The sequence below is a fragment of the Jiangella gansuensis DSM 44835 genome, from assembly GCF_000515395.1.
In the GTDB taxonomy this organism is placed as follows: Bacteria; Actinomycetota; Actinomycetes; order Jiangellales; family Jiangellaceae; genus Jiangella; species Jiangella gansuensis.
Map to the genome: position 1 here is coordinate 3,472,169 of NZ_KI911782.1, position 21,136 is coordinate 3,493,304.

Annotated in this window: 15 protein-coding genes; 11 read left to right on the top strand and 4 right to left on the bottom strand. The window is 63.8% G+C overall.

Annotation, left to right across the window (positions count from 1 at the left end; genetic code table 11):
- The first annotated feature begins 168 nt into the window (after positions 1-168).
- The 5 genes from JIAGA_RS0116525 (at position 169) to JIAGA_RS0116545 (ending at position 6,240) form a co-directional block, all read left to right on the top strand.
- Positions 169-891 carry an NAD-dependent epimerase/dehydratase family protein gene (locus tag JIAGA_RS0116525; RefSeq protein ID WP_084469732.1) on the top strand — a complete coding sequence of 241 codons (723 nt, stop codon included), beginning with the start codon at positions 169-171 and terminating at the stop codon, positions 889-891.
- 15 nt (positions 892-906) lie between these two features.
- A complete protein-coding gene (locus JIAGA_RS30285; protein WP_157553227.1) occupies positions 907-2,097 on the top strand; it encodes a hypothetical protein in 1,191 nt (396 codons plus the stop codon).
- A gap of 2 nt (positions 2,098-2,099) precedes the next feature.
- Positions 2,100-2,876 carry a creatininase family protein gene (locus JIAGA_RS30290; RefSeq protein ID WP_157553229.1) on the top strand — a complete coding sequence of 259 codons (777 nt, stop codon included), beginning with the start codon at positions 2,100-2,102 and terminating at the stop codon, positions 2,874-2,876.
- Positions 2,877-2,943: 67 nt separating this feature from the next.
- Positions 2,944-3,903: a Gfo/Idh/MocA family protein gene (locus tag JIAGA_RS0116540; RefSeq protein WP_084469733.1), complete on the top strand. Its 960-nt coding sequence runs from the start codon at positions 2,944-2,946 to the stop codon at positions 3,901-3,903.
- 747 nt (positions 3,904-4,650) lie between these two features.
- Positions 4,651-6,240 (top strand): glycosyl hydrolase family 28-related protein, encoded by a 1,590-nt coding sequence (locus JIAGA_RS0116545; RefSeq protein WP_157553231.1) that lies wholly within the window; start codon positions 4,651-4,653, stop codon positions 6,238-6,240.
- Between the two features lie 453 nt (positions 6,241-6,693).
- Here the strand turns inward: JIAGA_RS0116545 and JIAGA_RS0116550 are convergent, their stop codons facing one another.
- From JIAGA_RS0116550 to JIAGA_RS0116565, 4 genes are all read right to left on the bottom strand, one after another.
- Positions 6,694-7,776, bottom strand: a complete 1,083-nt coding sequence (locus JIAGA_RS0116550) for an aminotransferase class V-fold PLP-dependent enzyme (RefSeq protein WP_026876531.1) — start codon at positions 7,774-7,776, stop codon at positions 6,694-6,696.
- Positions 7,777-7,849: 73 nt separating this feature from the next.
- The gene (locus tag JIAGA_RS0116555) at positions 7,850-8,401 is read right to left on the bottom strand and encodes a CGNR zinc finger domain-containing protein (protein WP_026876532.1); all 552 of its coding nucleotides are present in this window, start codon (positions 8,399-8,401) and stop codon (positions 7,850-7,852) included.
- A 508-nt stretch (positions 8,402-8,909) separates the two neighbouring features.
- Entirely contained in the window at positions 8,910-9,665 is a 756-nt protein-coding gene (locus JIAGA_RS34630; RefSeq protein WP_157553235.1) for a hypothetical protein, read from the bottom strand.
- Positions 9,666-9,724: 59 nt separating this feature from the next.
- Positions 9,725-11,833, bottom strand: coding sequence for a beta-galactosidase trimerization domain-containing protein (locus JIAGA_RS0116565; protein WP_026876534.1), 2,109 nt, complete (start codon positions 11,831-11,833; stop codon positions 9,725-9,727).
- Positions 11,834-13,470: 1,637 nt separating this feature from the next.
- Between JIAGA_RS0116565 and JIAGA_RS0116570 the strand changes: the two genes are divergently transcribed.
- The 6 genes from JIAGA_RS0116570 (at position 13,471) to JIAGA_RS0116595 (ending at position 21,029) form a co-directional block, all read left to right on the top strand.
- Complete coding sequence (locus tag JIAGA_RS0116570) at positions 13,471-15,231, top strand: extracellular solute-binding protein (protein WP_084469734.1); 1,761 nt, start codon at positions 13,471-13,473, stop codon at positions 15,229-15,231.
- Positions 15,228-16,172, top strand: coding sequence for a carbohydrate ABC transporter permease (locus tag JIAGA_RS0116575; RefSeq protein ID WP_211239700.1), 945 nt, complete (start codon positions 15,228-15,230; stop codon positions 16,170-16,172). The genes JIAGA_RS0116570 and JIAGA_RS0116575 overlap by 4 nt, the downstream gene beginning before the upstream one ends.
- Positions 16,169-17,185 (top strand): ABC transporter permease, encoded by a 1,017-nt coding sequence (locus tag JIAGA_RS0116580; RefSeq protein WP_084469735.1) that lies wholly within the window; start codon positions 16,169-16,171, stop codon positions 17,183-17,185. Before JIAGA_RS0116575 ends, JIAGA_RS0116580 begins: the two co-directional genes overlap by 4 nt.
- A gap of 340 nt (positions 17,186-17,525) precedes the next feature.
- Entirely contained in the window at positions 17,526-17,939 is a 414-nt protein-coding gene (locus JIAGA_RS0116585; RefSeq protein ID WP_157553237.1) for a hypothetical protein, read from the top strand.
- A 49-nt stretch (positions 17,940-17,988) separates the two neighbouring features.
- The gene (locus tag JIAGA_RS0116590) at positions 17,989-18,531 is read left to right on the top strand and encodes a hypothetical protein (protein ID WP_026876539.1); all 543 of its coding nucleotides are present in this window, start codon (positions 17,989-17,991) and stop codon (positions 18,529-18,531) included.
- Positions 18,507-21,029 (top strand): LPXTG cell wall anchor domain-containing protein, encoded by a 2,523-nt coding sequence (locus tag JIAGA_RS0116595; protein WP_157553239.1) that lies wholly within the window; start codon positions 18,507-18,509, stop codon positions 21,027-21,029. The genes JIAGA_RS0116590 and JIAGA_RS0116595 overlap by 25 nt, the downstream gene beginning before the upstream one ends.
- Positions 21,030-21,136: the final 107 nt, after the last annotated feature.

The window sequence follows — 21,136 nt, forward strand, 5'->3', positions numbered from 1 at the left end:
TCAACGGCCGTGATCGTTGAGGCAGGGTCCACTCGTGTGAGGGGGAACCATGAGCTCTGCTGAGGAGCGCTTGGCCGGGGTGCTGGCCCAGGCGCGAGCCCGCTGGGCCGGCAGGTGTTCCCGAGTGGTCCGGCAAGCTGTTCGGCTGGCGAAAGGACGGAGTGCGGTATGAAGGTGTTGGTGATCGGGGGAGCAGGCCGGGTCGGTCACATGATCGTTGGACCTCTATCTCGGCGGCACACGGTCCGTGTTGCAGATCGTGGTCCGGGCAAGCTGCGTCAGGACGGGATCGAAGTCGTGACTGTCGACGTCACGGATGCCGCGTCGTTGCGCCGGGCGATGAGTTCACAGCAGGCGCTGATCTATGCGGCGATGGGGCGCCAGGAGGATTGGGGCACCATCGGGGGCTGGGCAGAGAGCCATTTTGACGTCAACGTCAAGGGCGTGTATCTCGCTCTGCAGACTGCGGCGGCGGCTGGCGTCCGCCGCGTGGTGTACGCGAGCTCGGTGTCGATCTTCGAGTCGTACCTCGACCGCGGGCATGAGCTGCAAGAGAGCGAGCCGGATGCGACCGACGCCTATGGGCTGAGCAAGCGTCTCGGTGAGCAGGCTTGTATCGCGGCTGCTCACGAACACGGCCTCGAGGTCGTGTCACTGCGGCTGTGCGGGCCTTTGTCGAACGAGGAGTATCTCGCGTATGACGGACCACAGCCGGAGATCTACACCGCCGGCAGCGACGTGGCGGCTGCGTTCGACGCGGCACTGACCTGTCACGTTCGTGGCTTCGAGGCGTTCGTCGTCTGCGGCGACCATGACGAGAAGTACCTGTCGTGGTCGCGGACCCACAATCGACTCGGCTGGGCGCCTCAATTCCGGCCGCCCGCGTCTTGAAGGAGCCGTGATCGGATGTCCAGGCCACGAGTAGCGGTTATCGCCACCACATACTTCGCTGGGTCGCATGCGGATGTCTGCGTCACCAGGCTGATCGAGGGCTACGACTACAGGGGCCAGCACATTCCGGCTCGTGTCGAAGTGGCTTCCCTCTACCTCGAGCAGCTCGGTGACTCGCAGGAGGATCAGCCGCGTCCCGATATCGGCGTCGCGATCGCAGCGCGCAACGGGGTCCCGCTGTATCCCACCGTCGCCGAGGCCATCGGCTGCGGCCGGCCCGGTGTTGGTGTTGACGGTGTCGTGATCATCGGCGAGCACGGAGACTACGAACACAACGAGCGGGGCCAGAAGCTCTACCCGCGCCGACGGCTCTTCGACTCCGCAGTCGCGACCATGATCGGTGCCGGACGAACCGTGCCGATCTTCAACGACAAGCACTTGGCCTGGTCATTCAATGACGCCAAAGCGATGTACGACACCGCTCGGCGCCTCGGCATCGCGCTACTGGCTGGTTCGACCGTGCCCCTAACCTGGCGAACGCCGCGCGGCACCGTCTGGCCCGCGGGCGAACCGATGAGCGCTGCGCTCGTCGTCGGCTACGGTCCCACCGAGCGGTACGGCTTCCACATCTTGGAAGGCCTACAAGCACATACCGAACGGCGGCGCGGTGGCGAATCCGGGGTCGCGGCGGTGACGGCCTTGAGCGGTGCCGCGGCCGTGCGTGCGACTCGTGACGGCGTCGTCCCCCACGAGCTGCTGCACGACGCGTTGCGCCACGCCGACGTTTCTGATGCCGATTTCGGCGTCGTGGCGGACGACGTCCAGGACGTCTTCGTGGTGGAGTACGTCGACGGCCTGTTCGGGTTCGGTGTCAATTTTGTGAGCAGCGTGCGTACGTTCGCTGCGGCGGCCCACGGACCCCGGCACCGCATGGCCTGCACGATGCAACTGCAGGACGCGCCGTACGGTCACTTCGTCTTCCTGGTGCGTCAGATCGAGAACCTGGTGCTTACCGGTCAGCCGACCTACCCGGTCGAGCGCACGCTGCTCACCACAGGGGTCCTCGATGCTGCCATGCGCTCGCGCCACGATGGCGGAACTCGGCGCGTGACGCCCGAGCTGTCCGTCGTGTACGAGCCGGTGCTGGACGTGCCCGATACCGGCATCGAGCTCGCCTTCCCTCTGTCACCTCCCGAGGAGCTGTGACCGTGAATCCGATCCGGTTCGAGCTCATGACCCGCGATGAACTCGCCGCGCTAGCACCTGGCGCCACGGTGGTGGTACCGCTGGGCTCGACCGAACAGCATGGACCTCACCTGCCCGTCTGCACTGACACCGCGATCGTCTCCGCGATTGCCGAGCGTGCCGCCACTGAGGCGGCCCGGAGGGTATCGGTTGTCGTCACACCGGCGCTGCCTTTCGGATTCGCGCACCACCATCTGCCGTTTGGTGGGACCGTCAGCCTCCGCATGCTCACATATCTGGACGTTCTCACCGACATTGGCGCGAGCCTGCACTCCTCTGGTTTCCGACGGCTCATCTTCGTCAACGGACACGGCGGCAACGACGCGGCCGTCCGTGCCGTGGGGGACCGGCTGCTGTACGAGGCCGGCCTCGACATGCACGTCGCCGGCACGTCCTACTGGACGTGCGCTCGAAAGGAACTCGCTGAAATGCAGGGCGATTTCGGCGGACCGATACCTGGCCATGCAGGTGTTTTCGAGACATCCTGCATGCTCGCCCTCGGAGCCGAACATGTATGCGCCGACAACCTTCCGCCACCGGAAGACTCGGTCCAGCCAGTGGCAACTCTCGGCGGCTCGCCCGGAGCCATCCGCCGGCCAGGAATTTGGGAGATCAGCGACGGTCGCACCGACGACTCCGGAAGTGCCACAGCGGGGGCGGGAGCGACGGCACTTGATGGCGTCACACGCGCCGTAGCGCGGTTCATCGTCGACTTCCACAGGTTGGCGGGCGCCGAGTGATGCGGCACAGCGCATCAGGCGCGGCGGTCCTACTCCGCGCGTTCGCGAAACGTGGGGTGGGGAAGCGATGACGTTACGGATAGGTGTAGCGGGTCTGGGACAATTTGGCCTATTGCATTGTGAGAGTTACGTGCGCGCCGGAGTGTGGCCTGTAGCTATCGCTGACGCTGATCCTCAGCGACTGGTCAGTGCTGCCGAGCGTTTCCCGTCAGCGCGGGCCTACGGCGACGCGTCCGAAATGATCCGAGACGCCGATCTGGATGGCGTGTCAATCGTCACGCCAGGCCACACACACGTTGATCTCACTCTTCAGGCCGTTTCGGCGGGTGTGCTGGTACTACTCGAGAAGCCGATCGCCGACTCGGCCGAAGGAGCAGATCAGCTCCTGCGACAATGCGCCGAGGGCACGGTCCTGCCGGGACATGTCCTGCGGTTCAACCCTGCGCACCGGGAGTTCAAACGTCGGCTCGATGCAGGGGCCGTCGGTCGGTTGCTGGCGATCTCGGCAAGCAGAGACCGGGAGAACGGGCATCGGCGGTACGGCGAACCCGATCCCGCGTTCCTGACCCAGATTCACGATCTCGACCTAGCGGCATGGCTGGATGGAGCGTTGCCGCACTGGGTCTCCTCGATCTCGGACGTTGGCACCAAGCAGAGATCCGCAGTGTTCACCAACGCTGTCTCGACGAAGGGGACGGTGTGGTCGATCCGGTCGACGTGGTTGCGCGAGCGCGATTCGCACATTCTCGATCGGCTCGATGCCTTCGGCACGGAGGGATCGATTCACCTTGAGTCGAACGGCGCGGGCACGCATGTCTGGAGCGCTGATTCGGCCGCTGTCGATCGTTGGCCCGCCGAGGCCGCACCTGGGCTCGGACAGGAGGTCGCTGAGTTTCTCGCCTTGCTGCAGGGGTCGGCGCCATGCCCCATCACCCTCGTCGAAGGGCGTGCGGCGGTACACATGGCGGCGGCGGTCCGAGCGTCCGCGCGAACGGGTGGCCGTCGCGTCGACCTGGCCGAACTGTGACCGGAAGACCAAGGATGTAGGGAAGATAAGCGCCGCGCCTTTCAGCGCGTGTGCCCACGGGCTCCCACGCCGGCGACCATCTGAGTCACGCTGGCTCTGGCCAGGCGCCACGACGGGTCATCACCGTAGGCGTGAAGTCGCTGATCTTTGACGAACGACTCATTCGGAACGGCCAACCACGCACCAGGGTAGGCGAATGGGAAACCTCTGCCGACAGGCCAGGGCGCGTGCAAGGCGTTTCGCTTTGAGGGCGCCACACCCGACCCAGACGCGTGTCGTTCAGGGGCATGCCAATGGGTTCGTGGGGGCCGTGTCGCGCGCGCATGTGCAGCTTGCAAACCGAAGGCAGGCTCCTGCCTTTGGTGCGGCGCGCGCCCGGGCTGCATCGGCGCAGTAGAGCCGTCCGAGCACGTCGGATGCGGCTGAGCGCGATCGGGAGGTGACGAACGTCTGGCATGGCCAAAATCGGTACAGGCCTGTCTGCGGCACGTATGAAGCGGATGTACCACCCAAAACAGGGTAGTGACACGCAGGTCCATTCCGAGTATGGTCATGTCGCCAACCCTGTACACCTCCTCGAGAGGAGAGCCAATGGTGTCGATCAGGTACCCCCAGGGCGACCCCGCCCGTGACCGCAGCCTTCTTCCGCGCCGACTCTTTGCCGCGACTGCGCTCGGAGTGGGCGCAGCCGTCGCGGTGACCCCATCCGCGGCCGCCAAAGCTCCCTGGAGGTCGACGGAGCTCTCTATGATGGTTGCGGAATCATTGACTGAACTCGTTGGCATCGTGAGCCCGGTGGACGGGCAGGCGGCGTATCTGGACTCCTATTTCCCCATCGCCGCCTACTCCGCCTCCGCGCGAGCAATCGGCGAACTCGGTGGCGGTGTGTTCGTCTGGCGGGCCGACGTGCCTCGCGATCAGCACAATGGGGGTTCGGTGATCAGCCCGACAGTGCCGGGAGCGGGGGACCCGGCGGTCTTGGCCGACTACCTCAGCGGGGCCGGTGAGACGCACGCAGGGTTCAATGGCTGCTGGGTGCGTGATCTTGACGGCGCCCTCAATCCGACCTGGTTTGGCGCGAGGGTTGATGCTGACCTGGACAACTCGGCGTCTTTAGCTGCGCTCGTTTCCGCCGCGGTGGCTTCCGGCGGACGAGACATCCTCTTCCCGCGAGGTACTTTACAGTACTCCCAGTCGCCAAACTTTGGCTACTCGCACATGCGGATGATCGGCTCGGGTCCATCGAATTCAGTCCTCAAGTACACCGGTGCCGACAAGGCCCTCATCATCGATGCGAGTGAGTTCGGTCCATCGTTTATTTATGGCCTAACACTGGCAGACCTGACAGTCGAGGGAAACAGCAACGCCCAATCCCTTGTCTACTGCGAGCAAGCTGCTCACATGCGAATCACTGACGTCGCTCTTCGCGAGGCAGACTCAGCTACAGGAGTAGCGTTGGAACTGCGTGGCGCGGTCGCGTGCCGGGTGGAGAATGTCGTTTGCTCGATCAATGAGCAGCCCATGGTGAGTAGGCCTAGTAAAGGCATCCTGCTCGGACGGTTGATCGCCCGGCCTGAACACTTCCAATGCTCCACGAACACATTCGTCGACGTGATTATCGAAGCGGCTACCGATATCGGGATCCACCTACAAGCATCCGATCAGGCGATGTTCTTTGGTGGCACGAGCGAGGCGAACCTCGGTGGTAAGGGAGTCGTCATCGACGATGTGTGTCGCTACAACAGCTTCATCGGCATGGGTTGTGAAGCGAACGCACTCGGCGACTTCATCAATTCCGGCACCTCAACGCAATTTATCAACTGCTATTCCTCGACCTCGATCGAGATGCTTCCGTCGGCCCGCCATGCCGTGATCGAAGGTGGAATGTATCACCGCATCGACATTGCCGCGGGTGCGAAATTCACGGCGGCCCGTCGGCTTGCGTACGGGTACTGGAGCGCCGATGGTGCGGGATTCTTCGATGACGGCAACTACACCTCCGTCGAGGGCTTGATGGACATGCGGGCCGCAGAATCGCCTGGTGACCCGTCGCCGTGGGGTGGGAACTACGTGTCTCAACTTGGCGCACCAACGGTAGTAGCTCCAACCAGCTCCCCGCACACGGTGACGAACACCTCCGGCGGCACACTCACCGTGACGGTGGCTGGTGGGACGGTGGACTCCATTGAACTAGCACGTGATGGTGCCGCCACTGTGGTCGGCGGCGGCAGTTCCGGACTGCCGGGTGAGGGCACATTTGCGCTTGCGCCGACCGACGCCCTGAAGATCACATACTCGGCAACGCCATCGGTTCTCACGATCGAGGGCCAAGCATAGGGGCCAGGTCACTAGTCGGCTCGGCGGCGCTGGTGTTTCGGGCGGATGGCCATCGCCGAAGGCGCGGATGCAGCGGACCGCCGAGCCGAGTACCGATCGATCCAGACCGGCCCGGCTCGGTGACCTCCGTTCGCCGCCAACGCCGATCTGGCCAGGGGCCCAGCCGCAGCCGGTAGGCCCAGCAGTGGAGGACGTCGGCCATCCGCCACGACGTCCACCGTGCTCGTATCAGTGGCCGAGCTGGTCGGCAGCGCCGTCCGGCATTGCCGACACCCGGGTCTCCCTCCGTCACGACCAATATGCGCCGGAGCGGCGCCCTGCCACGTGGAGGGGCCGACTGCACGTGGTGTCGAGCATCTTCGGGGCGCGCCTGCCGAGGGCCAGTGGGGAACCTGCGGACCTGACGTGGCCGCTGCAACGGCTCTAGACCTGGTCCGCCAACATCCGTGGCCGTCAGTCGCCTCGGCGAAGGACTTCGAAGACCATGCGTACTACGTGGTCGGTCTCGTCGTCGGTTAGCTGCTGGGGGTTCAATGCGATCGTGCGCTCGCCTTCGGCGAGTACCGCGATGCGCGGGTCAAGGTTCCAGAGCCGTGCGACGGCGGCGTCGCGTGCGAAGCTCGAACCGATCTGGAGGAGGACGCGGGGGATAGGTTGGCCGCTGTGGCTGCGTTCGGTCAGCGTCACCACTACATTGGGAAGTTCGGTAAGGGCGGCATGCAGATGGTTCGCGGCCCGCGCGTACCGCCTCAGCTGAGCGTCCTCGTCGCTGCGCAGTGCGTGCTCGACCGCCGCGAGCAGCCCGACGATCTCCTCCTTACCGACCTTGCTCGTTCGCCCGACCCCAAGGCGTGGCGGCGAGAGCTCACGACAGCGCGCCACGAGATCGCGCCGCCCGAGGACGAGACCGGACGACTGCGGACCACGCAGACCCTTGCCACCGCTGATGACGACGAGGTCGGCTCCGAGCTCGCCGGTGTAGTGCCAGAGCGACGATAGCGGCGGCACCTGGTCAGCCGCGTCGACGACGACGGGCACGCCGGCGTCGCGTGCGGCGCGGATGAGCCCGTCGAGCGGGGGAGCAAGGGCCTCCCACGGCTGACCTGCGAAGAGGACGACGCACGCCGTCCGGAGGCCGAAACACTCAGCGAGCCTCCCGCCGGCGGGCACACCGACGAGCCGCCCGCCGGCTGCCGCGACGCCGGTCAGGTAGCCGTTGCGCTGGGCATCCATGACGACGACCTCCGAGCGGTGCACCGGCCGGCCGTCCGCGTCCTCGTCATCGCCGAAGCAGGCGGCGGTGGCGAGCATGAGTCCCGCCGCAGCGCCGTTGACGACGCACGCACCCTCGTTGCGGGTGAGCCGCGCGATGCGCTCGCCAACCCGGTCGTGGAGCTCGTCCAAACTCACGAACGAGCCCGCCGCACGCGCCAGCGCGTCGAGAACCTCGGCCGGCATCAGCGACCCACCCAGACTGGTCTGCATCGCCGCAGCGTTGATGATGCGCCGCACGCCCAGCGACTCGTAGCTGGTCACGATCTCCCGTCCTCGGTGCTCATCGTTAGAGGCGTCCGATCTTGGGACGGTCCAACGACTAGTAGGCGTCCGGTCAGCTGGCTGCGAGTCGAGCTCGGTACGCAGCGGCATGCAACCGATTCCCGCACGACTGACTGTCGCAGTACAGACGAGAGCGGTTCTTGGAACGGTCCACGAATGCCGTCTCACACCCCGGTGCCTGGCACACCTTCAATCGGCTGGCCTCCCCATTCTCGAACATCATCACGAGCTGCATAGCGCAGTCAGCGACCATGTGCTCACCGAGTGGCGTGTAAGGCAAAAAGTAGTGGACATGCAACGGAAGGTCACCGTGCTCGACGAGTCGCGGATGAAGCTCAGCCGATCCCAAGATCGCATTGAGAATCTCTATCTTCGTTTTCATATCGGGCGCTACAAAGATGGACCGCAACTTGGCTCGCAGCCGATGTAGCGTCTTTAGGTCCTCTGCCGTCGGCGGGGGCACCTCTGTGACTTTCCAACGCTCGATGAACGTCGACAAGTCGTCGACGTTCCCCATCGACTCCGGCTGCGCGCCATGCGCCGCCGAGTTCACGAGGTCGACGATGACCGTTTGGACGCGAACGTGGTCAGAGCGGACTGGCATGTCATGAGTCTAATGCACATTGCCAGTGACTTCCAACCGGCCGCCAGTCGTCGGCCGGACCTCTGACGGCATCAGCGCCCAAGTTTGCTCCGCATCGGCCGCTGCTACGGGATAGTTGAAGTTGGGTGCCGCCGTCGGACACGCCACGCACCCTCGACTTGGGAGCGGAACAGTCCACCGACCTGCGACGATCGTGCCTACTCTCATCGCCTCACGGGCGCGATCACTGGGAGATCGTTACACTTGGCGCCGGATCAGCAGCCCAATGGGGATACACCAGGCTGACGCGCTGCCTGTGGTGAATGCCCGTCGCGTCCACGCCGATGACGCGACCGTACGTCCAGGCGGGTTGCGAATGAGATGTCGGCGGCGCAATCAGGTCCCATCGCGACGTTGCACGCCCCGACAAACCCATTTCGCCCCGTGGATAAGGGGCCGCAATGGCAGCTGATGCGGATTCGCCTTGGTTAGCGAATTATGTGCCCTCCGGTCGTGTAGTCTGTCGGTTTCATAAGATGATCTGCCGGGTGGAAATGCTCTTGCAGCCCATCTCAAACTCCAAGTCTATGACCGGTGGGCGTGCCAACCAGCGGTGAAGGCCGTAATGGCGGATCGAGCCGAAGGTGTCCGCCAATCTTGTCTCAACCCACTGGAGCGGATGTGCGCAATAGACATCGACGATGCGGGCTTCGTCGGGAGTGGCGCCAAGGGCGGCTAGGCGCGTTGCCAGTTCCGTGGCTACAAAGTCCACCTTCGATCGAAGTGCTACCGGACTTGTGTCTCGGTAAGCAATGGTCGCTTCTGGGGTCAACTTCCCCCTGATTTCAGCGAGCCCTGACAGCACGAAGTCGCCACCGGCCGCACCAGCCGCGGGCTCCACCACCTGGACTGCGCGCAGAGCCGGCTGATTCGTGATGGGACTGATCGGAGCGGCGTTGGTTCGGGTAATCCGTAGGGGTGCATCGGCGTCGTGAGGAAGATATTTGCGTATCAGCTCTGTGTAGGCCGAGTTGAAAGCTGAGAAACGTTCAGTGTCCAGCGGCTCCGGTGAGCGTATGTCCACGCCAGCCAGCGCGTCCCAAGTGAGGTCGCGCGCGTCGAGTTCACGATCAATTCGCTCGAAGCCGATCTCCAACGGCTCCAACTCCGCCAGTTCCCACTCGATGATCCGATATCCCTGCAGCGCACGGATGCCATTCGAGAATGTGGCCGTACCCGGCAGATAACGATAGGCACCATTTTCATGTGTTACGGACTCGGGCATGTCAGACTCCATTGGCGCTCGGATACATGCGAAGGCAGGGGCGTCTACGCTCAGGTCGTCTATCCGCTACTGACGGGCCCTAGCCCATCACCGTTGTGAGAGAAATGAATCATGGTATGTGCACCAACCTCTTCGATCTCGCAGGAGGTCGTGCCCGAAGTATGTCGGATCGCAAGCGATTGACCTTCCGGCACAACGCGGGCAGAATGATACTTCCGCGCGACCGTGATAGAAGCCCGTCCGACCTGGATCGGATGGTCCGGGAAGTGAGGAATTGCGCCAAAGGTGGCTGGAGGAATGGCGATCAGGTGCACTACGAGATCTTTCCCGAGCCAATTGGCCGCCGCCAGTACTTGCGGGCTGGCGGTTACGGCCAAGAGCGAATCGGAATCAGCAAGGCCCATTAGGCCGCCGAAGAGCCGGCGTAGCCACGGCGATCCTGTGGCACGGTAGGACGATTCGATAGGAGCCGCCAGGTAGTAGGCCGAGCCGGCCCCGAACCTGTGGCGGGTGATAGCGGGCATCCCTATGCGCGCGGGGTGAGCATGCTGATGGTAAACGTGACGATTGCGTGTTGTTTCGAACTCCGGATCCACAAATGATGCAAGTACTTCCGCGCCGGACACGGCGCAGTCCACCGACGGAGTGACACCCGAGCGGATCAGGATGGGCATATCGGGCAACTGGCTCGCCAGTCTTGGGTCCGCAACCTCCGGCCCTATGTATCTAACGCTATAGTGGCTATGGCCCAAGGTGGCGATTCCGAACAGCTCGTCCAAGGCCGCCCCTGCACGGCGACTTCCGCGCGCGTACCAGCCTGTGCGGTGCGTTGCGACAACTGTGCCGCCGTCATTTACCCAGCCCATGAGGGCGTCGGTCTGCTCGTCGTCGACCACGAGAACGTCCGGCAGCACGACTGTGTTGTACCGCTCGAGGTCGCTCCGGCTAAAGCTGGCGATGACGTCGAAATCCACATGGTTCTCGGTAAGTAACTGTGCGGCGGCCTCAATCGTGGCGTCGACGTCGCCATCGATGGCCGAGTGCTCGAGCATCCGCTTGCCATGGAGATCGAAGACCAACGCGGTGTCGGCAGCGGGCTCGGCGCCGGCCGTCCAAGGGGAGCGCGCGGACTGGTAAGCCATCACGCGCTGAATGGCATCCATGACCGGCTTTGCCACCCTCCCGCCCCACGGGCCATTTGGCACCGGAGCGTGGCCGACGCTCAGCGCTGCACCATGCGCGATTGCGACGGCTGCTGCCGCGTCGAGGGTGGCTGCCGGGGCAACCGTCCACTCGCCCCAGCTGCCCATCTCAACGGGCATCATCAACTCATACGGCTTGCTCTGTCTCCGATTCCAGCGTGCGATCAGTGAACCCGCGAGGTAGTGGGGCTGGTGGAACTCCGAACACAAGACATCGGCGTCCTTATCGGCTTCAACGTTCGCGAACGCGAGGTCTCCGGCATGGTTCCAGCTGACTGTCAGCTCGCGTCGAATCGCCTTCAGCCGGTCCACAATGGTCCGGAGAAAGCGCGTCCTTGTGGCACGCCGGAACGCTGCTACGTCGGCCGCGGCCGCGGTGCCGAGCGTCGGCGTCTCGGTTGGCATCCGATACCCATATGCGGCGAGGAAATCACCGCGGCAGTATTCGCAATAGCAACCCGTTGGCCACACGTAGGTGATGTCAAGGAACACTCCGGCAACAGGGTAGCGCGTGACGATCTCGCTCAATTGGTCGATAACGTAGTCCGAGTAGGGCGAGTTCAGGCACAAGATGTCGTAGAAGGTGTACGCGTTTTCGATGGGACTCCCATCAGGCGTGCGCTGACGATAGTCGGGATTTTCTGTCGCTACCTGGCTATTTAGACCACAGTTGTAGTAGGCTACTACCTCAATGTCTCGCGACCGGGCCGCATCGCAGGCCTCTCGAAGCATGTCCTCGCTGGCAAGCTTCTTATTGCGTACGCCGATTTGGGTGGGGTAGTACGACGTGCCGAATGCATCTTTGGTCATGAAAGTGATTGAGCGGATTCCGGATGAGCTCATCTCGGCCATGTAATGCTCGACATCGAAGTCGATGCTTGCTAGATGGTCACCAAGGTGCATGTCGATGAGTGCGCGCTGCTGCCGAAAATCTTTGGGGATGTCCGCAGTCTTTTCAAGGCTCACAGTTGGTCCTTCGCAACGGGATTACATTCGATTGGTGTGGACATGGTCGTTCTGTCGGTCCAAATCCGGGACAGGCTGATCGAGGGTTTTGGCCGCTCAGCCAGTGACTGCATCGTCAGGAGGTTCCAGGTGCCAACGGACATGCGCTCCCTAGTCCCAGCAGGCTTGGGGCGGCCGGCGTACGGTCCGGATGTCAACGCGGCCATTTCGCGGTCGAGACGTGCGTCTCCTTCCCTGACCATCGTTGGACGGCACGACCGGTGACAGTGTCGACAATCGCACGAGCTCCGCGTTCGTCCACTCGTGGTCCAGGCGCATCTGTGGGTCCGTAAGCGCCAGTCGATCATGTGCTGCCGCTGCTCGCTGGACGGTTGTACGAGGGCGCGGCGGCCGCGCCGTTCTTGATCGTGTGGGCACATGAGCAGACACGCTCTCGTACTGCCGCAGGGCGTGAGCGTACCGGCACAGCTGGTCCGCTGTGGGCGCGAAGGGTCGGACGATGACGCAAGATCGCAGTCGCGGATTCGGTGAGGAACAGGGGAGAGAGTCGGGTTCGCACGATGGAGGTGCCCTTGTTCGCGGTCCTACATGCGGAAAGCACTCGGGTCTCGCCGACAATGCTCTCGCTCACGCCCAAGTGCGATGCCTCGTGCGGTGGGCTGAGGCGGATGACATGGCCCGGGGCGACACGGCTTCCAGGCTGAAGGCACGACGAACGATCAAGATCCTGGCGCCTTACCGCCGTTGGCTCCTCGACTAGGTCGCCAAGCCCAACGTCGCGCGCGAGGGCGACGTACGGGTCAGTCGACGGCGCCACGTTGACCGTGTCGAGGGTTTCGTATGCGTGTGATGAGACGCCATCCCGATTCGGACGCGCTGAAGGTGCATGGTGGAACGCTGCGACGACCTTCACCACGTACGGACCGGCGACTGCCATTGGCTCGGCGCCTACCGCCAATGGAGCTCTCATGTGGCGAAGTTCAAAACCTCTTGGGCCGATGCCCGCGACGCGGGGGCGTGTCGTGATCTCCGACTCCGAGATGAACGGCCCTCCGCAAGCGCATGTGGCCAATCCGCCTGGGTGGGTGAGCCATGCAGGCGCTCGGATAACGATGCGCAGGGGCCATGCGTGCGCGACTCCGTGGCTCGTCGGACGCGCCCGGGCCTCGTTCGTCGCGTGTGCGTCGTGCAGGCAAGGCATGTCACGACGATAGTGCGCTTTGCAGGTGACGCACAAGAGTAGGTGGCCAGTGCCTGCCCGCTTGCGGATCAGCTGATTGCCTCCTAGCATTCGGCCATGCGTCATGGGTATCGTCTGGATAATCGTGACATCACGCGGGAGCCGGTCGTGCCGGCACTCGATGTCGCAAGGGCCTGGCTCGACTGGCGCCTGCCGGATTGGGACGTGCCAGGCGCGGTCGGACGAGCGGGCGTGCCGGAAGTCGAGGTCGGAGATCGTGTTGTGTGTGCCGTGCGGCACGGGCCAGTCAAGAGTTCGTCGGCGACACGCCGTTCGGCAGGTGTGGTAATCCGCCTCGGCTAGCGCGTTGACGCCGTCTACTCCGCCCGCCGCGCGGGAACGGCGCGTTCGGCGCGGCCACTTGTTCGCAAGGGTGATCTAGGAAAGGAACGCAACGATGATGACTAACCAGATGCCCGCACGCCTGAGTCGACGGTCGCTCATAAGAAGCGGGGCGCTGACGATTGGCGGGATCGCGGCAGGCTCTTGGCTGTCGGGCTGCACTTCAAGTCCTGGACCAGCAGCGAACAAGCCGAACGGCGTGGAGGGCGTTGAGCAGGTTCAGCTCGGCGCGGAAGTGCCCGGCCCAATCTATCCTTCCGGATACGTAGGGCCAAGGGCTCGTGAGGTGGCAGCCTTCGGCAACCCGGAGAAAACCTTCAGGATCGTTGTACCGCAGGCCGCCGAGGTGGTTGGAGACTGGAACACCAACACGTTTAGCAAGTGGCTTGAGCAACGTACTGGTGTGCGCATCGAGTATCAGGCCGTCAACATCCTGGGTACGGATGGTACACCGGATCTCACGAAGATCAACGCCATGATCTCCTCCGGTGACGTGCCAGACGCGTTTCTCATCCCGTTCACGCCCGCCCAGGTGTCACTCTATGGGCAGCAGGGCTTGTTCATCGCGTTGGACGACTACATAGAGACGTACGCGCCGGGCATGCGGCAGGCACGCCTCGACTACCCAGACCTCATCAATCAGCAAAAGTCACTCGACGGAAAAGTCCATGCCTTCACCGGCCTGAGCGACACGTACCATCTTCACGCCTATCACACGCGAACGTGGATCAACCGCCAGTACCTAGACAGCGTGGGTGCAAGCGTTCCAGAATCAATTGACGAACTCCGAGAGGTTCTGAGGTTGTTCAAGGAGCAAGATCCCTCGGGGACAGGTGGAATGATCCCATTGGCCGCCAACAGTGCGGCTTCGGGTATCGACCGCTTCTTTATGGGCAGCTTCCTCTACAACCCTGGGGGAGACAGCGCGGGGGGTTGGGTACGACTTCATGATGGCCAAGTCGAATTTGTCGCTGATAAGCCAGAATGGCGGGAGGCCCTGCGATACCTGCGGAGGCTGAACGACGATGGAACCCTGGACTCATCACTCTTTACGATGTCGGCGGAGCAGCTCCTCGAGGCCGGAAACCAAGGAAGGCTAGGCGTCGTCCGCGCTCCGCACCAAGGGTGGTTCGCCACGGTCGACGACCAACCCGACTCGCCCTGGCGTGATTATGTAGCGGTACCGACTTTGAAAGGTCCTGACGGTACCCAGTACGCATCGTGGGACTACAATTTTACGAGCAGCAATCCGCTTGTGATCACTAACGAGTGCTCCGACCCGGGCACATTGGTCAGGTGGGCTGACACAATGCTCGAGCTCACTACACTCATGACAGGCTACGCAGGTACACAGGGAGAAAACTGGGACTGGGCGGCTGAAGGTGAACCAGGACTGAACGGCGAGCAAGCTGTCTGGAAGTCCGTGGCCTATCCGCCGCCGCTTGGCCAAGGCTGGAGCACCAATATCATGTACTATTTCTCGGAGGATTTACGTCTCGCGCAGTATTCCGACCCCGCCGCGCCCGACCTTGAGAAAGTGCTGTTCGAGGCGACGAAAGAGTACGAGCCATTGGCGCAGCCGAAAGACTGGCAACTTCCGAAGCTGATCTTTGACGACTCCACAGCGTCCACGCAGGCCCAGATGGCTGTCGCGGTGCACGGCCACGTCACTCAAAGTATGGCCAAGTTTGCCACCGGCGCGCTGGACATCGACAGCGACACTGCATGGGACGACTACGTCAACCAATTCAACGCTATCGGTCTCGAGACGTATTTGGACCTATACCAGAAAACGTATGATTCCAGGCCAACATGATGCAAGCTCCAAACACGACGACACGGCGCTGGCGGCGTGCATCGACTGGCGGCGCCATCCGTGATCCGCGGGGTGACCGACTGTTCCTCGCCGTAAACCACGCCGTACTTATCACGTTCGCTCTGATGGTACTTTATCCGATAATTTATGTAGTATCTTCATCCTTTAGTAGTGGCGGTGCGATCAGCTCCGGCGCTGTCCGGTTGTTTCCGGTTGAGTTCAATACCGACGCCTACGCTACATTGGTTGATTCGCCGCGCCTGCTCCGCGGCTTCCTTAACTCTGTGCTCTACGCGGTTGCAGGAGCGCTTCTCGGGACATGCTTGACCGTGTTGGCTGGCTACGCCTTGTCGCGAGCTGATCTACCCTACCGGCGTCTGTTGACGCTGTTCTTCCTTGTGCCAACGTTGTTCTCGGCCGGAATTATTCCCACCTACATGGTCGTGCGGCAACTTGGTTTGCTCGACACGCCTGCCGCGGTGGTGTTACCCGGAGCGATGAGCGTTTTTTTGATGTTGATCACGAGGACCTTCTACGTCATGAGCGTGCCTAGTGAGGTGTTGGAAGCAGCGCGCATGGATGGCGCGAACGACTTGCAGTTCTTCTTTCGAGTGGCCCTGCCATTAAGCAAGCCCATCATCGCAGTCAACCTGCTGTTCTACGGTGTTTCGCAATGGAACAGCTGGTTCAGTGCGTTTCTCTATCTTAATGACACCGATTGGTATCCCCTACAGTTAGTGCTACGGGAGATTCTTGCGCAATCCACCATTGATCCAAGTCAAATAGGTGGAGGCGATGTCGGTCAGCTGATGCGCCAACAGGAACTCTTCGCCAAGCTCAAGTACGCGATCATGGTAGTCGCTATGCTGCCACCGCTGCTCGTGTATCCCTTCGTGCAGAAGTACTTCGTCCGAGGCGCTTTGATCGGATCCGTGAAATGACGAACGATCTCCAGAAACGTCGTGATCGCGCAGCGCGCGCGGTGAGCGCTGAACCCGAAAATAGCCCTGGGCTGCGTGAGCGAAGCCGATTGGCGGGCTCTCGAAAGCGCAGCCAGTGGCGTGACGTTCGTAAGGCGTGGCAACTCTACGTCTTGCTGGCCATGCCAGTCGGCTATGCGATAGTGTTCCTGTACTGGCCCTTGTTTGGACTCCAGCTTGCATTCCGAGACTTCTCTCCGGTTCAAGGGGTGTGGGGATCGCCGTGGGTAGGGCTGGAGAACGTCACTCGATTCGTGACGTCTTACCAATTCTGGGACATCCTGCGCAATACAATTATTCTGAACTTTTATGAGCTGCTGGCACTCTTCCCGATGCCGATCGTATTGGCGATTTTGCTGAATACCGTGCGGTCCTCGCGATTTCGCCGCACAGTGCAGACAATAACGTACGCGCCACACTTCATTTCGACCGTAGTTGTGGTAGGCATGCTCGTAATGCTATTTTCGCCAAATGGCGGTATTGTCAACCAAGCGCTTGGCGTGGCCGGAGTGGGCCCGATTGATTTTCAAAGTGCCGACATGTTTCGCCACACGTTCGTGTGGTCCGGAGCATGGCAGACGATGGGCTACTCCGCTATCATCTTCCTTGCGGCGCTTGCGGGGATCGACCCGCAATTGCATGATGCGGCGAAAGTGGATGGAGCATCACTTATTCGTCGCATTTGGCATATTGATCTACCGGGGATCCTGCCAGTCACGGTTACGCTGCTCATACTCAATATGGGATCGATCCTGTCAACTGGGTTTGAAAAGGTGCTCCTTTTGCAAACGCCATTCAACCTCGAGGTGTCGGAGGTCATCGACACCTACGCCTATCGCGTGGCGTTCGTCTCGGCAATTCCGCAATACAGCTTTGGGACCGCGGTGGAGCTCTTCAAGTCGGTGATCTGCTTGGCCCTATTGCTGTCGGCAAACTGGTTGGCTGGCCGAGTCGCGAAAGAGCGTCTGTTCTAGCCGCTTGGTCGGCCGGGTGTTGCTTGTCATTGGCGATGATCACCCTTAAGCAGGTCATCGCCAAGTGCCGATTACAGGGTTCTTCGCGCCTGCCCGGAAGCAGAAGCGGCGTACGGGAGCGCTGGCCCAGAACCCTGATCACGCAGCAGTCGATACACCTCGGGCAACACGCTACGGCCGGCCTCGGCCCGAGCCCTCTGCGCCGCCGCACAATCCGCGGGCGTCGCATTCCTCCCCGATGGATGGCCCTCGAATCACCGTACACTTGGGATCTCGCGGCGTGTTCATGCGAGGCCCTGGTCATTGCCAACATCCGGCCGCCGACAGTCATGATGCGAGGGTGGGCGGGCACGCCCTGGGCGAGGTGCAAGGAGGCGTATCGAAGTGTTCGGCGGGCACCGATGTGTCGGTAACCGAGGCGTTCCACACCCGGGAGACGCTCGCCGAGGCCGACGAGATGTCGGGTCGAAGTGACGACCCGCTGTTGAGCGACCGCGTGACCCGGATGCGCGGCGACGCCACCAGCGAGCCTGGGACACGCTTGGCGCTGTGGCGGCGGGCGCTGCGGGCCTTCGAGCGGCTCGGTGTACCCGACGCCTACGAGTTGCGCCAGGCTATGGATGCCCTGGCGGCAGGCAACGCGCGCAGCGCCGCCGAAGAACCAGCAGACCTTCACAGCTGGCCGCGCATGCGCCGCGACGCTCTCGCCGCGTGCGGGACCGCTGCGCTGTCCGGAGTTGTCCGGAGCCCGTGACCGCCGCCACCACAATCGCCACCCTGTCGGTGGCACCCGTTGAGCGGGCGTGCTCGTCATGCCGTGGCGCGGGGCCGTCCTCATCATCGAATCGAAGCACTTCATGATCACATTGCGCAGCAAACTCGCGGCGGCCGGTGTGGCGGTCCTCGCGACAACCGGGATCGTGGCGACCGCGATCGCGGATGTCGCGGCATCCGCGCCGCCGGGCGGGCACTACACCGGCACGTCCGACGCCTATACCGGCGCGACCGTCGAGTTCGAGGTGGACGCGGACGGGAACATGTCCGGCTTCGCCACCGAAAGCTACATCCAGTGCGGGCTTTTCCCCACGCCCATGCAGTGGACCAACATGCCGAGCACGCCGGTTAGTGCCGGAGAACCGTTCGAGGTCGAATGGGACTTCGGCACCGGCGGCGAACGCGTGCACTACGAACTGAGCGGCGTGATCGACGGCGCTGGCTCCGCGTCCGGTGAAGGTATCGCGTCGATGCCGGAACTGTCCTGCGCCGGATACCGATTCACCTGGACCGCCAGGCCGAGGACCCGGTCGTATACGACCCGCAGATGCGTGTGTCGCCGTCGACAGTGACCGAGTCGGAGCTGGCCGACCCTGGCGTGACAGTTGCCGGCAGCGGGTTCGCGCCCGAATCGGAGGTGTCCCTGACGGTGGCAGCGGCAGCCGCCGGATCGGCCACGACGGACGCCGACGGGGAGGTCTCGTTCACGTACGCCTCCGCCTCGCTCGCGCCGGGTACGCATCCGGTGGTGCTGTCCGCGGCGGTGGGGACTGCCGAGGCATCGCTGGTCGTCGAGGCGGACCCGGTGGTGTACGACCCGCAGGTCATGCTGGACCCGAGCGAGTTGACCGAGTCGGAGATCGCTTCGTCGGGGGTGACGGCCACAGGTTCCGGGTTCGCGCCCGCCTCCGAGGTGACGCTGACCGTGGACGGCGCCGACATCGAAACGGCGGTGGCCGACGCAGACGGCGGGGTGGAGTTCACCTACGTCGACGACGTGCCCCCAGGTGAGTACGGCCTCGCGCTCTCCTCACAGCACGGTTCGGCCGCCACATCCTTCACGGTCACCGAGGACCCGGTGACGTACGAGCCAGAGGTCAACGTGTCACCGTCGACGGTGACCGAGTCCGAACTGGCCGACCCCGGTGTGACGGTGTCCGGTAGCGGGTTCGCGCCGGAGTCCGAGGTGACGTTGGCGGTTGATGGTGCCGAGGTCGAGTCGGCTGCGGCTGACGGCGACGGCTCGGTGGGGTTCACCTACGCCGCCTCGCTGGTACCGGGTGAGTACGCGGTGGCGCTCACATCCGAGGACGGTTCGGCCACCGCGGCACTGGTCGTCGAGGCGGACGCGGTGGTGTACGACCCGCGGGCCACGGTGGTGCCGGAGCAGTTGACCGAGTCGGAGGTCGCCTCGTCGGGGGTGAGCGTGACGGGCACCGGCTTCGCGCCGGAGTCCGAGGTGACGTTGGCCGTTGATGGCGCCGAGGCGGAGTCGGCCGAGGCCGATGGCGACGGCGCGGTGGAGTTCACCTACGCCGCGGTGCTGGCGCCGGGCGAGTACCCGGTGGTGTTGTCGGCGGCGGAAGGCACGGCATCCGCAGCATTCACCGTCGTGGCCGACCCCGTGGTGTACGACCCGCAGGCCACGGTGGTGCCGGAGCAGTTGACCGAGTCGGAGGTCGCCTCGTCGGGGGTGAGCGTGACGGGCACCGAATTCGCGCCGGAGTCCGAGGTGAGGTTCACCGTTGACGGTGCCGACATCGAGTCCACCGAGGCCGACGTTGACGGCGCGGTGGAGTTCACCTACACCGCGGTGCTGGCACCGGGCGAGTACGGCGTGGCGCTCACGTCCGACGACGGTTCCGCCACCGCAGCGTTCACCGTCGTCGAGGATCCGGTCGTCGGCGACCCGCAGATCACGGTGGCGCCGAGCGAGCTGACCGAGTCGGAGATCGCGTCCTCGGGCGTGACGGTGACCGGTGCCGGGTTCGCACCGGCCTCCGAGGTGACGCTGACCGTCGACGGCACCGACATCGAGTCCGCGGCGGCCGACGATGACGGCCGGGTGGAGTTCAGCTACGCCTCGGCACTGGCGCCGGGCGAGTACCCGGTGGTGCTGTCCGCGGCGGAGGACACCGCGTCCGCCGCGTTCACCGTCGTGCCCGACCCCGTCGTGTACGACCCGCAGGTCGAGCTCGACCCGCGCGAGGTCACGGTCTCGGAGCTGGCAACGCCCGGTGTCGCCGTCGTGGGCTCAGGGTTCGCACCCGGCTCGGCCGTCGACCTCCAGGTAGCTGACGAGGCCGACATGGATGGCGTCGCCGACGCCGATGGCGTGGTGACGTTCCAGCTGGTCATCGCCGACGCCGACCCAGGCGCCTACACGGTGACACTCACCGCGGACGAGGGAACGGCGCAGGCCACGCTCACCGTGATCGCGGATGCCGATCCGGATCCGCAGATCCCGGCTGACACCCCGACGGAGGATGCGCTCACCCCGCAGACACAGGGCGGGATCACCGTGCCTCCGACGGCCGACGAGGCGGCCACAATCACGGCGGAGATCGGCGTTGACCGAGCCGGCGAGCGGATCGGCGTCTGGATCTTCTCCGACCCGCACTACCTCGGCACGCAGGTGGTCGGCGATGACGGCGCGGTTCAGCTCGAGCTGCCCGAAGGCGTCACCGGTGCGCACCGCGTCGCCGCCTTCGCCGAGGACGAGTCGGTCATCGGCTGGGACGACATCGAGATCACCGCCGGACCCGACGGATCAGATGACGGCTCGGACGCTGGCTCCGACGACGGTTCCGGCACGGGCAGCGACGGCGGCTCCCACAGCGGTTCGGAGGACGGCGACACAAGTGGCTCGGCGGACGGCGACGCAAGTGGTTCGGAGGATGGCGCCACGACGGGTTCCGGCGGTGACCACTCCGGTGGCACCACCGACGGTGATGGTGACGAACTGCCCGACACCGGAGCGGCATCAATGAGTGCCGCCCTGGGAGCGCTGGCCCTGCTCGCCCTCGGCGCGGCGCTGGTGATCGTGAGGAATCGCTCGCAGATGAGCTGAGAGATCCGCAGCGACCGTGGGGTGGGTGGGCCATGACGCCCGCTCACCCCGCGCCGTGCCACGTCCCCGCGCTCCTCGGCGTCATTCGCGCGGTTGGTGTCTCTCAG